Annotated in this window: 17 protein-coding genes, 1 tRNA gene and 1 rRNA gene; 11 read left to right on the top strand and 8 right to left on the bottom strand. The window is 33.3% G+C overall.

Annotation, left to right across the window (positions count from 1 at the left end; translation table 11 throughout):
• Positions 1–106: 106 nt before the first annotated feature.
• The 10 genes from G6042_RS03560 to G6042_RS03515 all read left to right on the top strand — a co-directional run bounded on the left by G6042_RS03560 (position 107) and on the right by G6042_RS03515 (position 16,364).
• Positions 107–6,991, top strand: a complete 6,885-nt coding sequence (locus tag G6042_RS03560) for a PKD domain-containing protein (protein ID WP_169522937.1) — start codon at positions 107–109, stop codon at positions 6,989–6,991.
• Positions 6,992–7,001: 10 nt separating this feature from the next.
• The gene (locus tag G6042_RS03555; RefSeq protein WP_169522936.1) at positions 7,002–8,033 is read left to right on the top strand and encodes a PorP/SprF family type IX secretion system membrane protein; all 1,032 of its coding nucleotides are present in this window, start codon (positions 7,002–7,004) and stop codon (positions 8,031–8,033) included.
• Between the two features lie 293 nt (positions 8,034–8,326).
• Positions 8,327–10,006 (top strand): WG repeat-containing protein, encoded by a 1,680-nt coding sequence (locus G6042_RS03550; RefSeq protein WP_169522935.1) that lies wholly within the window; start codon positions 8,327–8,329, stop codon positions 10,004–10,006.
• A 283-nt stretch (positions 10,007–10,289) separates the two neighbouring features.
• Positions 10,290–10,481: a hypothetical protein gene (locus G6042_RS03545; protein WP_169522934.1), complete on the top strand. Its 192-nt coding sequence runs from the start codon at positions 10,290–10,292 to the stop codon at positions 10,479–10,481.
• Positions 10,482–10,565: 84 nt separating this feature from the next.
• The gene (locus G6042_RS03540) at positions 10,566–10,763 is read left to right on the top strand and encodes a hypothetical protein (protein WP_211161626.1); all 198 of its coding nucleotides are present in this window, start codon (positions 10,566–10,568) and stop codon (positions 10,761–10,763) included.
• Positions 10,764–10,808: 45 nt separating this feature from the next.
• Positions 10,809–11,327, top strand: coding sequence for a hypothetical protein (locus G6042_RS03535; protein ID WP_169522933.1), 519 nt, complete (start codon positions 10,809–10,811; stop codon positions 11,325–11,327).
• Complete coding sequence (locus tag G6042_RS03530) at positions 11,324–12,559, top strand: DUF4407 domain-containing protein (protein ID WP_169522932.1); 1,236 nt, start codon at positions 11,324–11,326, stop codon at positions 12,557–12,559. The genes G6042_RS03535 and G6042_RS03530 overlap by 4 nt, the downstream gene beginning before the upstream one ends.
• Complete coding sequence (locus tag G6042_RS03525; protein WP_169522931.1) at positions 12,552–14,108, top strand: DUF4407 domain-containing protein; 1,557 nt, start codon at positions 12,552–12,554, stop codon at positions 14,106–14,108. The genes G6042_RS03530 and G6042_RS03525 overlap by 8 nt, the downstream gene beginning before the upstream one ends.
• Positions 14,105–15,853 (top strand): hypothetical protein, encoded by a 1,749-nt coding sequence (locus G6042_RS03520; protein WP_169522930.1) that lies wholly within the window; start codon positions 14,105–14,107, stop codon positions 15,851–15,853. Before G6042_RS03525 ends, G6042_RS03520 begins: the two co-directional genes overlap by 4 nt.
• Before the next feature lies 1 nt (position 15,854).
• Positions 15,855–16,364, top strand: coding sequence for a hypothetical protein (locus G6042_RS03515; protein WP_169522929.1), 510 nt, complete (start codon positions 15,855–15,857; stop codon positions 16,362–16,364).
• 27 nt (positions 16,365–16,391) lie between these two features.
• Here the strand turns inward: G6042_RS03515 and G6042_RS03510 are convergent, their stop codons facing one another.
• Positions 16,392–17,126: a hypothetical protein gene (locus G6042_RS03510; protein WP_169522928.1), complete on the bottom strand. Its 735-nt coding sequence runs from the start codon at positions 17,124–17,126 to the stop codon at positions 16,392–16,394.
• Positions 17,127–17,297: 171 nt separating this feature from the next.
• On the opposite strand from G6042_RS03510, the gene G6042_RS03505 reads away from it, so the two are divergent.
• The gene (locus tag G6042_RS03505) at positions 17,298–18,101 is read left to right on the top strand and encodes an endonuclease/exonuclease/phosphatase family protein (protein ID WP_169522927.1); all 804 of its coding nucleotides are present in this window, start codon (positions 17,298–17,300) and stop codon (positions 18,099–18,101) included.
• 44 nt (positions 18,102–18,145) lie between these two features.
• Here the strand turns inward: G6042_RS03505 and G6042_RS03500 are convergent.
• The 7 genes from G6042_RS03500 to rrf form a co-directional block, all read right to left on the bottom strand.
• Positions 18,146–18,220: transfer RNA gene (locus tag G6042_RS03500), tRNA-Val, on the bottom strand.
• Between the two features lie 85 nt (positions 18,221–18,305).
• A complete protein-coding gene (locus G6042_RS03495) occupies positions 18,306–19,526 on the bottom strand; it encodes a bifunctional folylpolyglutamate synthase/dihydrofolate synthase (RefSeq protein WP_169522926.1) in 1,221 nt (406 codons plus the stop codon).
• Positions 19,527–19,537: 11 nt separating this feature from the next.
• The gene (locus G6042_RS03490) at positions 19,538–20,320 is read right to left on the bottom strand and encodes an energy transducer TonB (RefSeq protein WP_169522925.1); all 783 of its coding nucleotides are present in this window, start codon (positions 20,318–20,320) and stop codon (positions 19,538–19,540) included.
• An 8-nt stretch (positions 20,321–20,328) separates the two neighbouring features.
• Positions 20,329–20,721, bottom strand: a complete 393-nt coding sequence (locus G6042_RS03485) for an ExbD/TolR family protein (protein WP_169522924.1) — start codon at positions 20,719–20,721, stop codon at positions 20,329–20,331.
• Between the two features lies 1 nt (position 20,722).
• Positions 20,723–21,427: a MotA/TolQ/ExbB proton channel family protein gene (locus G6042_RS03480; protein WP_169522923.1), complete on the bottom strand. Its 705-nt coding sequence runs from the start codon at positions 21,425–21,427 to the stop codon at positions 20,723–20,725.
• A gap of 60 nt (positions 21,428–21,487) precedes the next feature.
• Positions 21,488–22,714: a Glu/Leu/Phe/Val dehydrogenase dimerization domain-containing protein gene (locus G6042_RS03475; RefSeq protein ID WP_169522922.1), complete on the bottom strand. Its 1,227-nt coding sequence runs from the start codon at positions 22,712–22,714 to the stop codon at positions 21,488–21,490.
• A gap of 203 nt (positions 22,715–22,917) precedes the next feature.
• Positions 22,918–23,001 (bottom strand): 5S ribosomal RNA (gene rrf / locus G6042_RS03470); the annotation flags it as partial.

Raw genomic sequence — 23,001 nt, 5'->3', positions numbered from 1 at the left:
CAACAAGAAATAAAGCAAAATAATTTCGTAATTAACTATAAATTAACCAATTTTGTCAAATAATTCACCTAGAACTGTTAAAAAATATCAAATTAAAATAAAACGGATGAAGCAACTATACGTACTACTATTTTTTTGTCTATCCTCTGTCATAAATGCAAACGCAAAAGAAAACACCGCACCACTTGCGCCAGCCGCTACGATTACTGGAGGAACAACTGTCTGCCAAAACGCAGCCAGTCCACTAATCACTTTCACTGGAAGCGGCGGAACAGCACCTTATACGTTTACTTATAAAATAAATAATGGACCTGATCTGACAGTGGCGACAACTTCGGGAAATACAGTTACAGTTTCTGCTCCCACTGGAACAGCAGGTACTTTTACGTATTCTTTGGTAAGTGTTCAAGATAGCACAAATACTACTCAGTTGCAAACAGGAAATACTACTGTTATTGTAACTGCAATACCAACCGTAGATTTTACTTTTACAAATGACAATACTTGTTCAGGCACTTCGATACAATTCAATTCAACTGTAACAGGAACAATAGCATATTCCTACTCTTGGGATTTTGGAGATTCAACACCAATATCTACTGCACAAAACCCATCACATATTTTTGTTGCTCTAGGATGTGGAACACAAAATTTCACAGTAACTTTAACAGTAACAGGAGGAGGTTGTACAGTTACAAAAACTAAAATAATTACAGTTAAGCAGAAGCCAGACATTAGTTTTTCCGATGTTAATTTTCCATTTGATCCATTTAGCAACTGTTCTAATGCATCTTCAAACCCTGTTTATTCAATAACAGTTGGCAACACTTCAATTTCCAACTGTGTAACATCTTATTCTATTAATTGGGGAGATGGAAATCTACAAAGTAACATTTCTTTTCCAATTTCACATACTTATTCTACAATAGGCGCATATTCTATGGTTATTACGGCTAATGGTAATAATGGATGTTCAAATTCAAAAACTTATATAGTAAAAAATGTATCTAACCCTCTAGGAGGATTGAACAGTCCTGGTTCAACTCAAAATTTATGTGCACCTACATCAAACTTACAATTTTCTATATCAAATTGGGGAAGTAATTCACTTGATACAACTTATAGTATAGATTATGGAGATGGAGAAACTTTATTATTAACTCAGGGTCAATTAAATAGCTCTAGTTTCTATAACTCTTCAAATCCTTCAAGTTCATCTAATTATCCAATTCCTCATATTTATACAACGAGCAGTTGTCCAACACCTAGTTTTGAGGTTAAATTAAATGTAACTAATGCTTGTGGTACAACACCTTTTACTCTAGGTAATATATCAATACTCACTAAACCTTTAGCAGATTTCTCATCGGCTACTATTGCATGTGTTAATACAAGTGTTTTATTTACAAATACTACAGTTTCAGGATATGGTCAGAATTGTTCGCAAAGTGCTATTTACACATGGAATTTTGGTGATGGTTCTCCAATTATTACTTCACAGCCATCAGCTCCTCAAAATATAAATCATACTTATACTGTTCCGGGAACCTATACTGTAACATTGACTGCTCAAAATTTTTGTGGAATTACGACTAAAATTCAAACTATTTGTATCGAACCTCAACTAACACCTCAATTCACGTTAAATACAACTTCTGGGTGCACGCCATTAGCAGTCACAACAACAAATACTACCAACTTAGCAAACCAATGTGCAACTCCATCATATCAATGGTCTGTTGCTTATGCACCTACAAATTGTGGCACATCAATTACGCCAATTCCTAATCAAACAACTCAAAATGCTTCTTTTAATTTTACGGAACCGGGAAATTATACGATTACATTAACCACAACAAATTCCTGTGGAAGTACAACAACTTCCCAAACAGTAACAGTAAAAAAACCACCAACGGTTTCAATAGCTGCAATAAACAACTTCTGTGGAACAGCAAACATCACACCTGTTGCCACAGTAGCTTCTTGTGCACCAACAGGAAGTTCACTTACTTATGCTTGGAGTTTTCCTGGCGGAAATCCGGCAACGGCTAATACTCTAAATCCGGGAACTATAAGTTATACTTCAACAGGTTCATATACTGTTTTATTAACAGTAACGAATGAGTGTGGAGTTTCGAATACCGCTTCTCAAACATTCTCGGTTAATGAAGCACCCGTAATTACTAATACAACTTTATCCCAAACAATTTGTTCGGGTTCCCAAACGACTCCTGTTATTTTAACAGCTAATCCTTCTGGAACTACATTTTCGTGGACTGCTGTTGGAACCACTGGAGTAACAGGTTTTGTTACTTCCGGAACTTCAAGTACTATTCCGGCACAAACTATTACCACAACAAATACAACAAATGGAACAGTAACATACACAATTACACCATCATTTAATAACTGTGTAGGAACTCCGATAAATTATGTAATTACGGTTAATCCTGCACCAGTAATTACCACACAACCAGTTTCCAGTACAGTTTGTTTAGACGGTAATCCTACTTTATTATCAGTGGCTTTGAGTAGCACTTCGGTAACACCGTCTTATCAATGGTATGCCAATACGGTTAACTCTACTGTGGGAGGAACAGCAATATCGGGAGCTGTTAATAGTTCCTATATGCCTCCTTCAAATACTGTTGGTGTTGTGTATTATTATTGTGTGATTTCATTAGCTTCTGGAGGATGTTCAGGATTAACTTCAAGTGTAGCATCGGTAACCGTAAATCCTTTACCAACTATAGTAACGCAACCTCTAATATCTCAGGAACTTTGTGTAGGAGTGTCATTACCTACTGCTCTTTCAGTTTCTTATATCGGAGGAGCAGGAACGGCAACATACCAATGGTTTTCAAATGTCAACAATACTACAACAGGAGGAACTACTATTTCGGGAGCAACAACAGCTTCCTATTTACCTCCGGTTTATACTTTAGCAGGAACATACTATTATTATGTCGAAATTTCTTTATCAGGAAATGGATGTGGAGTTGCAACAAGTAATATTGCTCAGGTTAATGTTTTTACTGACCCAATCATTACAAATCAACCTTTAGTTACTCAAACCTTATGCCAAGGAGCAACACCAACAATATTAACTGTAACAGCTTCAGGAGGCAACGGTACTCTTTTGTATCAATGGTATTCCAATACATCCAATTCTAATACAGGTGGAATTTTAATTTCAGGAGCAACAACAGCCAATTATGTTCCGCCTACCACTACTGTAGGAACAATATATTATTATTGTACAGTAACACAATCTACTCCCGGTTGTTCTGTAAACAGCCAAACAGCAGCAGTAATAGTAAATACATCTCCAAGTATTATAAATCAGCCCCAATCAAGTACGGTTTGTGTTGGCGGTACTCCATCAATATTGAGTGTTACTCCGTCAACAGGAAGTGGTTCTCCAACTTTTCAATGGTATTCCAATACAAATGATGATACAACAACAGGAACATTTTTACCGGGAGAAACTAATGCAACTTTTACACCACCGGCTACTAATATAGGAAGTTTGTATTATTACTGCTTGGTAACTTTTCCAAACATAACAGGAAATTGCGCTACTATCGCTACAAATACAGCTTTGGTTAATGTAATCCCTTCTGCTACAATAGATCAAAATCCATTACCGCAGCAAAGTATTTGTGTCGGAGCAACCATCACTAATCCATTAAGCGTTTCCTTTACAGGTGGTACAGGAACACCAAGTTATCAATGGTACTCGAATAATACAGCTTCAAATTTAGGAGGAACTTTAATTCCCGGAGCTACATTATCAACATTTTTACCTAATACTTTTAATGTTCCGGGAGCATACTATTATTATGTTGAAATAGCTTTTTCAGGAAGCGGTTGCGGAGCTATAAAAAGCGATGTAGCCGAAATAAATGTAATTGCAGATCCTATAGTTACTTCTCAGCCTATAAACACTCAATCTTTATGTCAAAATACAACACCTTCACTCTTAGAAGTGCTAGTTTCCGGAGGAATTGGAACTCTTTATAATTACCAGTGGTATAAATCGACAACAAATAGTACAACAACAGGAGTTCTTATTTCAGGAGCAACAAGTAACACTTATTTACCACCATCAGATGTGGCAGGTACTTTTTACTATTATTGTATAGTAACACAGCCTAATGGAGTTGGATGTAGTGTTACTTCTTCAATTGCGATAGTTGTTGTTAATTTAGCACCTGTAGTTGTTGTTCAACCGCAGGACTCAACTGTTTGTGTAGGACAATCGGCGACAGTTTTATCATTTACAATAAATAATGGGATAGGAACACCTACTTATCAGTGGTACTCCAATGCTTTAAACTCAAATTCTGGAGGAACGTTAATTGCCGGAGCAAACGGAGCTACTTACAATCCGCCAACAGTAGTAGCGGGTACAACATATTACTATTGTGTGATTAATTTTTCTGCTATAACAGGAAGTTGTTCCGTTATTACAACGGATGCTAAAGTAGTTACAGTTAATGAAAACCCTGTGATTTCAAACGAAGCTACCACAATTTGTAGTACAACATCGTTTACAGTAACACCTATTGCTGGTGGAGGGAATATAATTCCTGTGGGAACAACTTATATCTGGACAACGCCAAGCATTATTCCGGCAGGAGCAGTTACAGGAGCTTCAGCCGAAACAATGCCTCAAACTCAGATTAGCCAAGTGCTTGTTAATACAACCTCAAGTCCTGCAACAGTAACTTATACTGTAACTCCGGTTTCTGGAACTTGTGTGGGAAATAGTTTTTCGGTGACAGTAACAGTTAATCCTGCGATTAATCCTAATGTAGTAGTAACAAACAATAGTTGTTATGGAGTAAATAATGCTTCTATTACAACAAATATTACTGGTGGAATTCCATTTTCAACAGGTGCACCTTATACAGTAAATTGGAATGGACCTAATGGATTTATATCAACAGCCTCAAATATAAGTAATATTCAACCCGGTCAATATAATGTTACCATTAATGACGCAGGAGGTTGTCCGTTTTCAGGCTCTTATACAATTACAGAACCTGATGACATACAAATTTCTTTAAATACTGAAAATGATATTACCTGTTTTGGAAGTAATAATGGGAATATAGATATAGAAATTTCAGGAGGAACAGGAAGCTATATTTACACTTGGACAAGTACTAATGGATTTACTTCTGCTACTCAGGACATTAATAATTTACCGCCAGGAGACTATACGGTTTTGGTAACAGATACTAATAGTTGTGGGCCTAAGACAGCGATGTTTACCATAACACAACCTCCAATTCTTGAAGTAACTTTAAACAATCAGACCAATGTAGACTGTTACGGCTTTTCTACAGGAGCCATTGATGTAAATATTTCAGGCGGTACAGCTCCTTATTCTTATGCTTGGTCAAATGGGGAGATAACAGAAGATATCTCAAATATTCCTGCCGGTCAATATGAAGTTGTAGTGACAGATAGTTTGGGATGTGTTCAAAATTTAGGAGTTACAATAACTCAATCGCCTGAAATAATTATAGACGTAGTAACAACTCCAATAGTTTGTTATGGAGATAATAACGCAACCTTAAATGCAACGATTTCGGGAGGTGTGGCGCCATACCAATACCAATGGAGTCATTTGGCAACCTCTTTAAATTTAACTAATCTTTCTCCCGGAGATTATGTGATAACAGTTACTGATAATGTAGGATGCCAAAAAGTAGTATCGATAAATATACCAAGTCCACCAATCTTTGACGTTACTCCAGTAGTCTCCAATATCTCTTGTTTTGGAGCGAATGATGGAAGTATTAATCTCAATTTTGTTGGAGGAATTGCACCAGTAAATTTAGTTTGGAGTGATGGAAGTACAGCAGGAACAACAAGAAACAATCTTCCTCCAGGAATATATTCCGTAGTAATTACAGACTCAAAACCTTGTACTATTTCCAGAACGTTTACCATAATTGAACCAGCGGCAATTGTATTATCAGCTAATGTAATCAATCCGCTCGATTGCACCAATGGAAGTTCTGGTTCTATCGATTTGATTATTGCAGGCGGAACACTACCTTATAGTTTCCTTTGGACCAATGGTGCAACCACCGAAGATTTATCAGGAGTGACAGCTGGAAATTATGGCGTAACAATTACCGATGCCAATGGTTGTTCTACATCTAAAACATATACACTAATCAGACCAGCACCACTTGAAATAGCCGTAACAACTCAAACCGACACAAATTGTACTACTAGAATAGTAAATCAAAGTTTTGTGGCACAAGCATCTGGTGGTGTTCCGCCATACCAATATCAATGGTCTAGTGGAAACATTAGCGGAACTAATAATGAAATTATGAGCACACAATTAAACGGAATAGTAATTGTAACAGCAACCGATGCTATTGGATGTACCACTACTTTTTCCGTTGACGTGAACAATCCTGTCATTGGAACAGCTTCCTTTGAACCCACATCAATAGGAATTATAAACTATGGTATGTTTGCAATTGGTGATCCTATACAATTTGAAAGCACCATAACAGGCGATTACATTTCAGTCCTTTGGGATTTTGGCGATGGAACTTTTTCAACAGAAGTCAATCCAATACATACCTATTTGAATGTCAAAGATTCTTATACCGTAACACAAACAGTCACTTATCCTTTCGGTTGTGTGTACACCCAACAACTTGAAATAAACGTAGAAAAAGGATATATTCTTGTCGTTCCAACGGCGTTCACTCCCAACGGCGATACTAAAAACGACACCTACAAACCTGTTACCAAAGCACTGAAAAACATCCAACTCGACATCTATGATACTTGGGGTTCATTAATCTATTCCGAAAAAGGAGAAGTACTCCTGGGTTGGGATGGAAAAATAAAAGGAGTAAATGCCGAAAACGGAAACTATTACAGCAAAGTAACTGCCGAAACATTCTACGGAAGTATTATAAACCAAAATCAAACTTTTGTATTAATCAAGTAAAAGCCACAACATGAAATTAAAAAGCATCCTCTTCATACTAGTCGCTTTCACTTTTTATAAAGTACAAGCACAAGATCCAGTTATCACCCAATTTTATTTAATGCCCGAAAAAATGAATCCGGCTTTCACTGGAATTTCAAATACATGGAATGCAGGTATTCTTCATCGTAGACAATGGCCTGATGGTAATAGAAAAATTGATACCCAATTCGGTTTTTTCAACAATTTAATACACGACCAAATAGGATTTGGTGTAACCGTTCTCAACCACAATGAGGTTTTTACCAACTACAACTATTTTCAAATCAATACAGCTACCTCCTACAGGATAGATTTAAATTACGATTGGCGCATGCGTTTCGGACTAGAAGTAGGCTACGGTAGAAAAGACTTCAACTTTCGAAACCTTTTGCTCGAAGATCAAATCAATATAAACGATGGTTCCATAAACCCAATTTCGCAAGATCCAGGCCTAGCAGGTTTAGAAAACAAAGTAAGTTTCTTTGATATGAGTGTAGGTTTTGTTGTCGACCAAGAAAATGCGTGGTTTGGAGCATCAGTAAAGCACTTAACACGACCAGACATCTCGTTCAAAGAAAACGGAAACACACCGCTAGACATGCTTCTTTCCCTACATGGAGGTTATTATTTTGAATTTCTAAATGCACCTTCAGCTTTCATTCCCGAAGATACAACTCTGCTACTCACCGCCAACTACATGCAACAAGCACAATACAACCGACTAGACATTGGAACCGTATTAGAATTTCCATTATTTAGTCTAGGACTAATTGCAGCTACCAATCCACAGGCAAAAAGCGACAACAGTCATCTCATTACCTCCATAAACCCAGTAATGGCATTTAAATTAGGTGAATTTAGCTTTGGCTATTCCTATGATTTAAACACCTCAAGAATAGGAAGAACACAAGGCGTACATGAACTAACACTAACTTGGCAATCCCGCTACCGATGTGATAATTGCGAAAATTATAAAGTTAAACTTAAACGAAATGGCGAAGCAGGATATCAAAAAATGTAATTCCTAAATCCTAAAACCACTTCCCGTCACTACTAATGATTTTGCCAACTTAAAATGTCAATTTTTAGTTGGTAAAATTGTATCGAGAAGCAACTCTCAACTCACAATCAACCGTCTCTTCGAGTGATTTTAACTAGTAAAAATGCTAATTTTTATTAGTTAAAGTTGTATCGAGAAGCAACTTCTTTTTTCTTTTCTCTTTTTTTTCTTTTTTTTCTCCCAATTACGGATTCCCGTAAAATACTCTCAAACAGCTTCCTTAAGTTTGATTTTTAATTTAAAAATCAAACTTTATGAAAGCAACTTTTTATCTATTATTGATAATCTTTATGAGTAGTTGTAGCTACTTTGACAATGAAAATACATTAGATTTAATTCCTTATAAATTAAAGGATAAGTATGGTTATTTTGATTTAGAAGGTAAAATAGTAATTAATCCTCAGTTCAGCTATGCTTCAATTTTTAATGAAGATCTAGCATTAGTAAAAACAACTGGAGAAAATGGTAAGTGGGGATTTATCGATAAAACAGGAAAGTTTATTATTAATGCTGAATATAAAGAGGCTACTATTTTTAGTAATGGAATTGCATGGGTAGTCAAAGAAAATAGTTCTCCAACTGCTATTAACAAAGAAGGCAAAACACTATTTTCGTTGAATGGTGCGGAGAAAGTTGAACTTTATTATGAAGGTTTAGCTGCATTTTCAGTGCCTGACTCATCTAATGTAAAATGGGGATTTGTTGATGAAAAGGGAAAACGCTCAATTAATCCTCAATTTAGCGAAGTAAGAAGATTTTCAGATGGGAAATGTGCTGTAAAAAATAAAGATGGGAAATGGGGATATATTGATAAAGAGGGTAAAATTGTTATTAACTATCAATTTGACGGAGCAGACGATTTTACAAACGGTAAATCAGTTGTTAAGCTTGATGAAAAAGTCGGAATTATTGATTCTGATGGTAAATATATAATCAACCCACAATATGATTATGCTGATATAGACAAAGAAAGAATTTTAATTTCACAAGATAATAAAATTGGATGGTCTGATTTAGATGGGAAAATTATTATAAATCCTCAATTTGATGAAGCCAGCATTTTCAATAATAATGAAATTACTCCAGTAAAAAGTGGAGATACTTATGGATATATAGACAAAAACGGTAAGTTTGTTATTAATCCACAATTTGACCATGCATTCCCTTTTATGAATGAATTAGCATTAGTAAAATCTGGGGATAAATTTGGATTAATTGACAGACAAGGAAAATATGTTGTTAATCCTCAGTTCGATGAAATTGCATTTGATGTTGCCATTTATTTATTCAATAATGGAAAAATAAAATCAATGTACAATTCAGTTGAGACAGATTATATAGATGTTAATGCCATAACTAATATAATAAATTTCAACAATCCAGAAGGACTATCATTTTCATCAACATTTCAAGAAATAGCCAACAAATTCAATAAAGTTGATACAGATTTTAATCAATATAGTGAGGTCAATGTTTTAATAGAAAAAAAAGAAATTAATAAAAACGCAGAATATGCCTTTGGAGTTATTGGAAAAATCAAAGATTTAAATTTGAATACTTACAGTTATTATATTACGAACAACAAACCTGATGCATTTGTTTATAATTTAATACTTAAAAACAAAGCAAATTCCAAAACCGAGACAATAACTAAAGCAATAGAAAACAAACTAAAAAACTATACCCTAGTTAAAAAGGGATTTATAGAGGAAAACTACACAGCTATATATAAAAACAACAATAATCAAGTCATAGTTACAGGAACGAATGCTTCAAATGTTATTGTATACATTCTTAACAAAAACTTTGATTTATCTAACTACAAGAGTAAAATCCAAGATAAAAAAACAGAGGAAGTTGATACAACTACTTATGAAAACAACTATATGGATGAGACTGTTGTTGATACAGTCGCAGCACCAGTTGAGGAATAATATGAACCTGGATATTAAGGAAAAAATCCGTTTACATCAGAACAGCCAAAATTATTGGCTGTTCTTGTTGCAAACATAATACTAAATCCTAAGCAGGTTAGTTTATAACATAAGATAAAGAAAAAAAGCACCTCATTACGGATTTCCGTAAAATACTCTCAAAAGCCTTAACTAGGTTTGAATAATTAATTAAAAACAACAACTTAAAAATATTCAATTATGAAAAAGGCACTAACTATTTTAATAATTCTATTTATTACTTCCTGTAACAAAGCACCTCAAAATGAACCAAAAACACTCTTGGCAAATAACTGTGAAGCGCGAGGATGTTCTGGTTCAGAATATTGTACAGCGTGCAAAAACTGCTCAGGATGTAAACATTGCGCAAAAGAAGGTGGAACTTGTGGAGTTTGTTCAAAACCAACAAAAAAGAAAACAACAACACCAAGAAAAAAAACAACAAAGAAATAATTGACAAAGCCTTTCCGTTAGAAAAAAAATTGTTGAAGACGGTCGGTTTGAAGTCAAATAATTATTAACTATAAAATCTCGATAAATTATGAAGTATTATGTAAACAACAAAGCACAAGCAAATGGTGATCATGAAGTTCACAAAGAAACTTGCATTTACTTGCCTTCTGATAAAAAGTATTTAGGAGAATTTTCGAATTGTTCTGAAGCAGTTAAAGAAGCAAAGAAAACTTACACAAAATCTAATGGATGTAAAACTTGTTCCAATTTATGTCATACCACTTAGTTTTTTGTTAAATTTAACTTTTTTGAAGATCTTTTTTATTTGAAAATGAACTTATTAAATAGTCTAATTTCTGAATTACATTTTTTTAAAATTGTAGCAACTCGGTTCTTTATTATTCTTTTTAGAAGAAGAAAAAGTATTGAGTTGTTACAATTAGACTATGATGAGGAGCATATTTTTGAGAAGAGTTATATTGTTATCAATTATAGATTTAGAAATGCTTTGTATTACAGATTTGGAAAATATAGAACACTTCAAAAACAAATCAAAATATTTGACCTTCAAAATTTTGATAAAGAATTTGATTTTATAGTATATGGTTTTTTTCAAAAAAAGAAATACAAGTTGAGATTTGAACCTAAGCTGAAACTTAACAGCTCAAGTTTCAAGACAACACTATTAAATCTATCTCTGAGATTAGAGGAAAAACCTATACCTAAACTAACACCTTCATTATTTTTCTGTGTTATTAAAAAGCCAATTATAATTACTACAGAAATTGAATTAAATCAAACCAAAATAAAAATATCAAACACAACCTTTAACCAAACTGACTATATATGAAAAGAGATTATTATGAATTACCAAAAACAGGATGGGCAATGCGCCAACTGTGGAAGTGTGCAGGTGGAGATAGATATCTTTTAGAACGAGCTACCTATTCTGACCAAATAAAATATATGTGTCTTGGTGGAATTGTGTTTGCAACTGGTGCTATGGCAGGACTAGCTGGTGGATATGCTTTTTACACCATTTTTGAGCCAAGAGGTTCTGCTATTGAAAATCCTGTCCATTATCCAACAATTTTTTTAGCATTAATTTTTGGAATAATTTGGGGATTAATGATATATAATATCGATAGATTTATTGTAACAAGTACAGGAAAAGGCGATGGAACGGAAGCAATAACAATAGGCGAATTGAAAAGTGCTTTACCTCGTATTCTAATGGGGATGATTATAGCAATGACAATTTCTAAACCTGTAGAAATTAGAATGTTTAAAACAGAAATTGATATTAAACTTCGTGAAAAACAATTAGAGCAACAAGCTGAGTATCAAAAAAAGGTAGATAAAACATATTCAGATAGAGAAAAACTTTTAGATAAAGAATTTGGATCAATTGCTAAAGAGAGAGATGATTTTAATGAAAGAATAAAAAATGCAGAGAAAGAATATATTGATCAACTTAATGGAAGAGTTGAAGGTTCTGTTCCTGGTGACGGTAAATTAGCGGGAGCTCTTAAGAATAAATTAGATGATTTGACCAATCAACTTAAATTATTCGATTTAAAAAACGGTAAAAATCTAGCAGAACTTAATGAGAGAAAAAATATATTAAGAATTGAAAAAGATAAAGAAAGGAACAATAACACAAAAATTGCGAATGGACTTGATGGACTTCTTGAACGTATAAAAATTGCCCATGAAGTGGCAGGTTTTTGGATTTCTTTATTCATTACACTTCTTTTCATGGCAATTGAGTTAACACCAATCTTTTTCAAATTGATGCTAACCAAAACTACCTATGATTATTTGGCTGAAAATCGTGATGAATTACTTAAAGCCGAATATGGCATCGAAGTTCAATATGATAAGTATAAAGACAAAGAAGGTATTGAACGTCACTTAACGATCAATCATGAGGCTGAACGAATAATTTTTGAAAAGAAGATGGTCACTAATATTCAAAAAGAGTTAACCAAATATGCTGTTACCAAATACAAAGAGCGTGAAATGTCTAAAATTGATAATAATTTAGATGATTATATAAAGTCGATTGACAAAAATGAATAAAACATTCAACGAAATAAGACAATTTCTATTTACCTGTTCGGGTGAAGATAACTTTATTTTAAAGCGATGCAATACTGTAATTCAGAAACGTTTTGCTTTGATTGGTGGTTTTGTCTTGCTAATATTTGTTGGATGTTTTTTTAGCGCAATGTTATTTAGTTATTCTTTATTTCAGGGAGCGAAGTGGACAAGCATTCCTATTGGGATTTTTTGGGGTGCAATGGTGGTAAATATGTATTTACTTCTATTGCATACAATTTCACCTGCTATTATACCACTAGCTTGTAAAGTAAAAAGAAGAAAAAAGAATATAGGTATAGAAAGAGAAGCAAAACTTCATTTTTTAAACTTATCAATGTTTTTAAGAATTGGATTTATGATGCTTTTAGCTGTAATAATAGCGCAGCCGTTGAATTATTCAGTCCTTTCATCCAGTGTTGAAACTCATTTGGAAAAACACAAAGTAAAAGAGCGTGTTACCTTGTATTCGCTAACTAACAAGCATCTAATTCAATCCGAACTAAACAATCAAAAAGAGTTTAATACTATAATCAATTCAAGATTGTATGGTGAAGATGCTGAGAGAATAAAACAATACTTGACTGACATTGATAATAAAATTCAGGGTGATAAATATTTCATCGAATTAGTCAACAAAAAAATAAATAAACTTAACGATATTGAAGGACATCTATTCCTAAACAGCAATGAAAATAGACAAAAAGCTGCTCTTATAAATCAAATAGATTTATTACTTTCTAATCAGATTATAAGTGACCATAATTTAATTAACACTCTTAACTCCTTGTCAATATTAGGAAAATTAAAACCCGATTTCGATAATTACAAGACTGAACTTATAAACTTAACTATTGAAAAAATAGATAATTACAACAAACTTAATGACTTGCTTAATAAAAGTAACTTCTATATAAAAACCATTCAATTGTTATTAGTTGAAAATCCATTATCATGGCTACTAACATTTCTAATTTGTTTATTGTTTTTATTACCAATTATTTTTAAGTATAAAGCTAGAGATATTTCTGCTAATTTATTTCTTCATGAGTTGGAAGAAAATAAAGAATTAGTTAGACTTAGAAAAGAGTTAATAAATACTACAGACTTTAATTGGTTAGAAAAGAAAATTAAATCAATAAACGCTAAAGAAATTAGAACTCCTGATTATTATTTTCAAAGGATGCTGATTGAACATAAAATAATTCTAGAAGAATATGATGAAACAAAAAAAGAGTTTTCAAAATTATTAACTGAAAATATTAAAAGGTTTAATAAAAATTCTCTAAACAGGCTATTGATATTAGTAGAAAAATTAAAGAAAATAAATTCTAATAAATATCTGGAGTTTAAAGACCAAATTTTTGAAGAATACAAAAATGAAAAAATCGTCAAGTATGAATATTGGTTGGACTGCCCTTTTAGAACCGAAAAAATAAAAACAACTCCGATTATTGAAGATCCTGTTAGCTTTTTAGATTTCTTTTATAACACCTCTGACAATGATAGGGAAAATAAACAATCAGAATGAATAATGTGATTGTAAATATTACAAAACAAGAATCTTTTGTTGGTGAAGATGGATTGGATTACATAAAAGTAACCAAAGAAATTTTAACACCTCGAAAAACATATATTAAAGGACTAATATCTGGCAAATATCGTGGTGATAAAATCCCCGATGATGATGAAAAATCAGATTTATATGACTTTGAAATATACGAAGCAGAAGTTAATTGTAATTCTATTGATGATTTTAGAAAGAATTTACCTTTTATCTTCCCTAATGATTTCAAAAATATTGACGCTAAAAAAAAGATTAAGGGCAAACCATTCCCTAAAAGTAAATTACCAGAAGTTCTTCCTGTAATAATATCAACAGACAATAAGACATTTGGTATAAATGTTTTAGAACCTAAAATTTTTGAATTTTCAGTAATTAGAAAACTACATCAAACGGAAGGAAACGAAGTGTTTGGCTCATTTAATGCCTATATCACTGGTTTTGTTTTTGACTATGAAAAAAAAGGGGAAGAAGAAATAATTGGTCCAATTTCAACACCAGATTTTCCTCCAGTTTTACCAGATCCAATTCCTTGCGAAAAAAGCGATATAGAAACTGGAAAAACCGAAACTGATGGTAATTATGTTAGAAAAGAGTTCAAATGTAAAAACCACAATGATAATATTTGGGGTAAATGGGAATATAATGGAAACAAACTTGGTGATTCATACCACACTAATACTGGTTGCTTAGGAGATGTAATTGGAATTATTGGTGTAATTCTTTTTTTAATTTTCCTAATTGCAATATTACCTGGACTTGGTTACTTTATATTGTTTTATTTGGCTATACTTTTAATTAGTATTCTAGCACCTTATTTAAAATGGATTTTTAGAGGACTTGGCGTTTTATTATTAATACTTTTTGTAAGTTCATTTGTAAAATTATTTACTTCTAATTCATCAAGTTATGTACCTAAACCATCCATTGTTGACAATTCAAGAGAAAAAAAAGAAACTGTAAATCCAATAATTGAAAACAATTCAAATAAAAACGAACCAAACAAAACCAATAACAACGATTATTTGATAAAAAAATACCGAGAATGGAATGATTACGATGGTAATAGTTACGGCGGATACTATACTTTAAAAATGAGCGATATAAAAAATGCTAAATCTTATAAAGCAAATCTAAATGTAGATTTATCAACAATCCGTAGCTATGATGAAATTATATTCAATTTAAAAGAAAATGATAAGAATAAGTTAGATGGATTATATAAACTTTTCGATAGCATCCAAGCTCAAAATAAATTATCTAAAATAAAATTTGCCGAAATGGTAGTTTCATTTGTTCAAGATATTCCTTATGCATTGGTTTTAGAAGAAAGTTGTAATCCTAACTTATATGATGATAGATTTATAAAAAATTACTTGTCCAATCCTAATGCAAAATGTTGCGGTTATCAGCGTTTTGGAATAAATACCCCGATAGAATTTTTATATGATTTAAATGGCGATTGTGATACTAGAACACTGCTCCTATATACTGTTCTTTCTCATTACAATTATGATGTAGCATTGATGAGTAGTGAATTTTATAAACACTCAATATTGGGATTAAATTTCCCCGTTAACGGTTTAAAATACGAATATTACAATAAAGAATATGTGCTTTGGGAGACAACTACTCCTAATAGCAAACCTGGAATTATTCCAAATGAAATTTCAAATACTAACAACTGGAGAATATCCTTAAAATCAAAATAAAATGAATAAACAGAGCTTATTTTTTACTTTCTTAGTAGCTTTAGTTGCTACATTCTTAATGCTTATGATTATACAGTATTTATCTAAAAAATGGAATTTCAAACATGATAAAGAAGGAAAAGTAAATCTTTCGTATGTTATTTGGTTACTTTCTATCATAATTCCATTTTTCACTCTTTTGAAGGTAGCATTAAATCAAGTTGAAAGTGCAATAGAAATAATTATTTTTTCAAACTCAATAGAAAACACTTTTTTTGAAGTTATGCAAAAAATAGCGATTTTTATTGGTTTTACATTTATTGCATCATTTATGTCTTATTATGTTGTAACCTCCATGATGAAATTGTTTTATGGAAATATTAAGGATAGTCAAGAGATTGAGAATAATAATATTGGACTGTTCATTATTAAGCTAGTCTTGGCATTCTTGTTAGTGTTTTCTTTACTAAATGTATTTGAGCATTTTCTTCAATGGTTTGCTCCAGTTGTGGATTTGCCTTTTTATAGATAAAAATAAAATGGAATATAGAACAAACCCCTAAACCCCAACAACCATCAACCCAAAACCCTTTTGCTCATGAAAACCATAAAAAGCACCATTAACATCCTGCAAATAGCGGTAATGCAAAACCGTTATTTTATAACCACTAGCATCATTTGGAATTGCAGTAGTCAAGCTTATAGCTTGCGGAGCACCATTTTTTAGCACACGAACAGCATCACTGCTAAAAAGAGTAGCTTTCATTGCTTCTAAATCCAAAACAACAACGCCTAGTTGCAACTCCAGGTGAGTAGCACCAGTAACAAACTTTAAGCTTTTGGGAGCAAATTCAGTAAAAGTATAAGTTGTAGTAGTAGCATCATAAAAACCATTTTCCGTTGGCAAATTAAAAGAAGTAAAACAAAAACCTGTAAGCAAAGATTTTCCATCAGCATGTTGCAAACCCAAACCCACTTGACGTTGACCACGTTTAGAAACCAAATCAGCATTCTTTATCCCAATAAATAATTGCATCAATCGTCCCTGCAACTCTTCATTGCGTTGCTTACCCAAAAAAGGAAACAAACTATCTTTAAATAACTTTTTAACCCGCGAACAATGACCAAACTCACTATTATTTTCCCTAACACGTTCCATGTTAGTACTATTTTTAATCGCCTTACCCGTAAATCCGCCACCTGCTTTTCGAGCAACTGGCTTACCCTTGCGCATATAAAAATTAACCCCATCAATAGTGCCAACCAACGGTATTATACCAACTTGCTTTGCCATAACCCAACGTTTTAAGAAAATAACAATCAAATATACTAAATATATATGTCGTCTATATAACCTATTTATATAAACTCTATATCGTAGTAAATTGCATCAAATAGAATGCCAAACAAAAGACAGTCGGTCAATAATAAGCGTAAATTAGTAACCAAAACGCCAATAAGAAAAATGAAGTCCATACTATCACTACTGCTACTACTCCTAACCTCGGTTACTTCAGCCCAAATTAAAATTCTAACCTGGAATGTAGAAAACCTTGGCAACTCAAAGTCCGACAGCACTATCCAATACATAGCTTCAGTAATAAAACAATATGATATAATAGCATTACAGGAAATCGTGGCAGGAAATGGCGGTGCGCAAGCCGTAGCAAAACTAGCCTACGAACTCAATAGAACAGGCAATAAATGGGAATATACCGTGAGTAACCCCACAGAAAGTTCAAGCTACAAAACCGAGCGTTATGCCTTCCTCTGGAAAACAGCCAAAGTAAAATTATTTGGTAAAGCTTGGCTCGAAAAGAAATACCAACATCAAATAGACCGCGAACCCTATTTGGCAACTTTTGAGTACAACAAAAAACAATTTACACTAGTTAATTTTCACGCCATTACTAAAAGCAAACAACCCGAAACCGAAATCAAATACTTCAAGTTTCTACCCGAAACCTACCCTAGTTTGAATTTAATATTCATAGGAGATTTCAATTGTCCACAGTCGCACACCGTTTTCAATCCATTGAAAAAAATGGGGTATTTGCCTGTGTTTACAAATCAAAAAACATCCTTAAAAAAAACATGCTCAGAAAACAATTGTCTGGCTAACGAGTTTGATAACATTTGGTATAACACCAATAAAATAGAAGTTACAAATCCCAAAGCCATTCATTTCTACAATGACTTCTCTAACTTTAATAAAGCGCGAGAAATCACAGATCATATTCCTCTTGCCGTAACAATAGAATTGAAATAAAAACAAGGCATAAAAAAACTCCAACATCTCTGTTGGAGTTTTTGTGGGCGATGAGGGGTTCGAACCCCCGACCCCCTCGGTGTAAACGAGGTGCTCTGAACCAGCTGAGCTAATCGCCCTTATGTATCGCTTTCAGTATTGTTCCTGATTGCGAGTGCAAATATAGACTACTTTTTTTATTCTGCAAACAAAAATGAAAAAAAATTATAAAATTTCTGCAACGACAAATGTACTTCCTCCAACATAAATAAAGTCATCCGAAGATGCATTATCCATAGCCTTCGCATAAGCTTCTGAAACTGAATTATATATTTTTCCTTCTAATCCAAACTCACTTGCTTCTTTTTGCAAAACTAAAGCATCAAGACCTCGAGAAATTATTGGCTTACAAAAATAATATTTTGCATTTTTAGGAAAAATCGGCAAAATATCCTTTGGTTTTTTATCATTAACCATTCCTAAAACAATGTGCAATTCTGCAAACTTTTCCTTTTTTAACTGATTAATGGCTATTTTTAAACCATGCTCATTATGAGCAGTATCACAAATTATCTTTGGATTAGCTCCAAGTTGTTGCCATCTTCCCTGCAATCCAGTGTTTTTAACAACTTTTTGCAGACCTTGTTTGACATTCTCTTCATGAATTTGAAAAGAAGTCGTCTTTTGAAGCACTTTTAAAGCCTGTAATACGGTTTTTTTATTATGCTCTTGATAATCTCCTATCAAATCAGAAGGATAAACTTCAGAAATTAATTCGGATGCAAAATAAACATCCGACTGCATTTCATTTGCTTTTGATCGAAAAACAGGTTTGGTTTCGCTGGTATATTCCCCAATTACAACGGGAACATTTCTTTTAATTATTCCTGCTTTTTCAAAGGCAATTGCTTCGAGAGTATTGCCCAAAAACTGAGTATGATCTAACCCAATATTGGTAATAACAGAAACCAATGGCGTAATAATATTGGTAGAGTCTAATCGTCCACCCATTCCTACTTCTATAATATTGATATCGGTTTTCTTTTCTTTGAAATACTGAAATGCCAATCCAACACTCATTTCAAAAAAACTAAGACTATTTTGTTCTAGAAAACCTTTGTTTGCCCCAATAAAATCACAAACAAATTGCTTAGAAATTTCTTTTCCATTTATTTTTATCCGTTCACGATAATCTTTTAAATGTGGCGATGTGTACAAGCCCACTTTATAGCCAGCTTCTTGCAAAACTGAGGCTAACATGTGAGATGTTGAGCCTTTTCCGTTGGTACCAGCAACATGAATACATTTTAAATCCTGTTCAGGATTACCTAAATGATTTGCTAGAAGAATAGTATTTGTTAAGTCCTTCTTATAAGCAGATGCACCTTGTGTTTGATACATTGGAAGTTGAGAAAACATCCAATCGAGAGTTTCTTGATAGTTCATTGCTGTCAAGTTTATTCTCCTAACTTGAAATTTATGACAATAAAGCCAATTTGAGTTTCTGGCGCATTGCTATCGGGTTGCCACTTAAATTTTCTAGCAGCCGATAATGCTGGATTAACCAGACAAGGATTGGTATTTGTAGTTCCTTTTGAATATTTAGCAGCAATTACATTTCCACTTCTATTTACGGTAACCTGAACAACCACTCTGCCTTCTTCGTTACAATCTTGAACCTCTTTAGCTGGCGTGCTTAACTTACGTCCGTTTAAACCCCAACTTGTTCCGTTTCCAGCACCATTTCCCGTTCCATTACCATAAAAACTATTAGCATAACGGTCGCCATTAGGATCGCCTTTGTCTCCAGGAATACCATCATTACCATGTCCTGCTTCAACACCTGTAGATTTTGGACCATTTATTAAACTTTCTAAAGCACTAGTGGCGTTTTTTGAAGGAGTTTTAGGTTTTACTTCTTCTTTTACCTCTTTTACTGGTTTTTTAACTTCACTCTTTTTAATAACGGGTGCGTCAGAGTTATCTTGTGTTGCTATATCTTCTTCAACCGCTTTTTCAGGTTTAGAATACTCTGGTTGAGGCGAAGACTTTATAGATTCTAGCGGTTGTACTTCCCCTTGACCAACATCAGAAGTACCAAAGTTAATTGCTATTCCATTTTCTGGTGGCGGATCCATATAGGTAAGTCCGAAAAAGAAAAACAACAAAAACAATATCACAAAAATAATTGATGTGATAGTAAATGATTTTTTCTCTTCTGGGGTTTCTAAAAATTTCATGACTAAATTTATTTAGGTCTTACCGCTAATACTATCTTAATCTGATTTCTATTGGCAATATCCATTACATATACTGCTTTTTCAATTGGCACGCCTTCTTCAGCTCTCAGAATTACTGGTTTTTCTTTATCTCCACCTAAAGCCGCTAATAACTGAGCTTCTACTGATGCTTCTTCAATCGGAGTCTTATCTAAATAGAACTTCAAATCTTTATCAATACTAATGGAAATACTTTTGTTGCTATCGGTTTTCCCTTTTGCTTTTGGTAATACTAAGTCCAAGGCATTAGTGGTTACCATTGTTGATGTTAACATAAAGAAAATCAACAACAAGAACACAATATCCGTCATTGATGACATATTGAATTCGGGAGTTACTTTATTTCTGCCTCTTAAATTCATACTATTTACGCTCGTTTAATAAGTCTAGAAATTCTACAGCATTTAGTTCCATTTGATGTACCACTTTATCCGTTTTTACCACCAAATGATTGTACCCAATGTAAGCTATCAAACCTACAATCAAGCCTACAACTGTAGTTGTCATAGCGGTGTAAATACCTTCTGCTAATGCTCCAACTTCAATTTGTCCGCCACCACTTGCCATTTTATGGAATGCCATAACCATACCAACAACCGTTCCTAAGAAACCTGTCATAGGTCCAGCTCCAGAAATTGTAGCAAGCATACTTACATTTTTTTCTAGTTTATAAACTTCTAATTTTCCAGCATTCTCGATTGCAGTATTAATATCTTCAAGTCTATTTCCAATTCTAGAAATTCCTTTTTGTATTAATCTTGATACGGGAGAATTTGTTGACGCGCATAACATTTTTGCCGAGTCAATTCGTCCATTAGAAATATGATCTTTGATTTGCATCATGAAATTAGTATCTATTTTTGATGCCGCGCTAACTGCCATTAATCTTTCAAAATAAAGATATAGTGCAAAAAACAGCATAATAAAAAGCGATATCATAATTAATTGACCTGCAATTCCACCACTAGTTAATAATTCCCATATCGAAATTGTTTTCTCTACTGGAACAGCTTCTGCTAAAGCATCTTTTGCTACCGAAAGCGAGTCGGACTGAAGAAATAAACCCATATACTTTAATTAAATTTGATTGATATATTTATATAAACGATAAAAATAAATAATTATTGTCTAAACTAGTTGTTTTAATGCAATTTCAAAAGCAGTTGCACTAATATTTTTTGAACTAGAGTTTTTTGCATGAGTATTTTCTAGTGCTTTTTTGATGGTTAACGAAATATCTTGAAAAATAGCTTCATCGGTCATTTGCACTTTCTTTTCCATGAAATAAGCAAAAACTCTCGCCATTCCGCAGTTAGAAATGAAATCAGGAATTAGACTAACTTTGGCATCTGTTGCTTCCATAATTGGTCCAAAGAAAATTTCCTTATCAGCAAATGGCACATTCGCACCACAAGATATAACTTCCAATCCCGAAGAAATCATTGCTTCAACTTGATTTTGAGTTACTAATCTTGAAGCTGCACAAGGAGCAAAAATAGCCGCACCGATTGTCCAAATTTTTTGATTAATTTCTTCAAATGGAATCATGTTTTCTGCAACCAATTTATTCCCATCTTTATTTAAAAATAATTCTTTAATTTCTTCAAAAGTAAATCCGTTTTCGTTGATTAAACCACCATCACGATCAATAATCCCAACAACTTTTGCGCCCATTTCTGCTAAATAAAATGCTGCCGCTGAACCTACATTTCCAAAACCTTGAACAATAGCTTTTTTACCAGCAACATTTCCTCCATATATATCATAAAAATGTCTAACAGATTCAGCTACACCATAACCTGTAATCATATCCGCAACAGTGTATTTTCTCAACACATCGGGTGAGAATTTTGAATTCTCAATTACTTTAATTACACCTTGACGCAATTGCCCAATTCTGTTGATTTTATCTGCTTCTGTTGGCTTAAAATGACCATTAAAAACACCTTCCTGAGGATGCCAAACACCACATTCTTCCGTCATTGGGATAACTTCATGGATTTCATCCACATTTAAGTCTCCTCCAGTTCCGTAGTAACTTTTCAACAATGGAGAAACTGCTTTATACCATCTTTGTAAAACACCTGTTTTACGCGGATCGCTAGGATCAAAATTAATCCCCGATTTTGCACCACCAATCGCTGGTCCAGACACTGAGAATTTCACTTCCATTGTTTTAGCCAACGATAAAACTTCATTTGAATCAAGTCCTTTTCTCATTCTTGTTCCTCCACCAGCTGCACCTCCGCGAAGGCTATTGATAACAGTCCAACCTTCTGCTTCAGTCTCATTATCTTTCCAATGGAATACAATTTCAGGTTGCTTATTTTCGAATTTTTTTAATAAATCTTTCATTAGTTTAGTTTGTTAGAGGTGCAAATATAATTAATTAAAAAGTGAAGCCAAAGACTAAAGATTTATAAACAAAGTATTTTACAAATATCCATTACTTAGATTTACAAATTGCTTTACTTTTTTCATTATTATTCTTTACGCAAAGAAAGAAATGTTTTGTAAACAAAAAAAAGCCTGTCTAAATTATAGACAGGCTTTATAAAAAAAGGCGGCGACATACTCTCCCACAAATTGCAGTACCATCTGCGCAATCGGGCTTAACTTCTCTGTTCGGAATGGGAAGAGGT

Source organism: Flavobacterium solisilvae, from assembly GCF_012911605.1.
GTDB lineage: Bacteria > Bacteroidota > Bacteroidia > Flavobacteriales > Flavobacteriaceae > Flavobacterium > Flavobacterium solisilvae.
The sequence above is the reverse complement of the archived record's forward strand: the minus strand, read 5'-3'. Positions and strand labels throughout refer to the sequence as shown.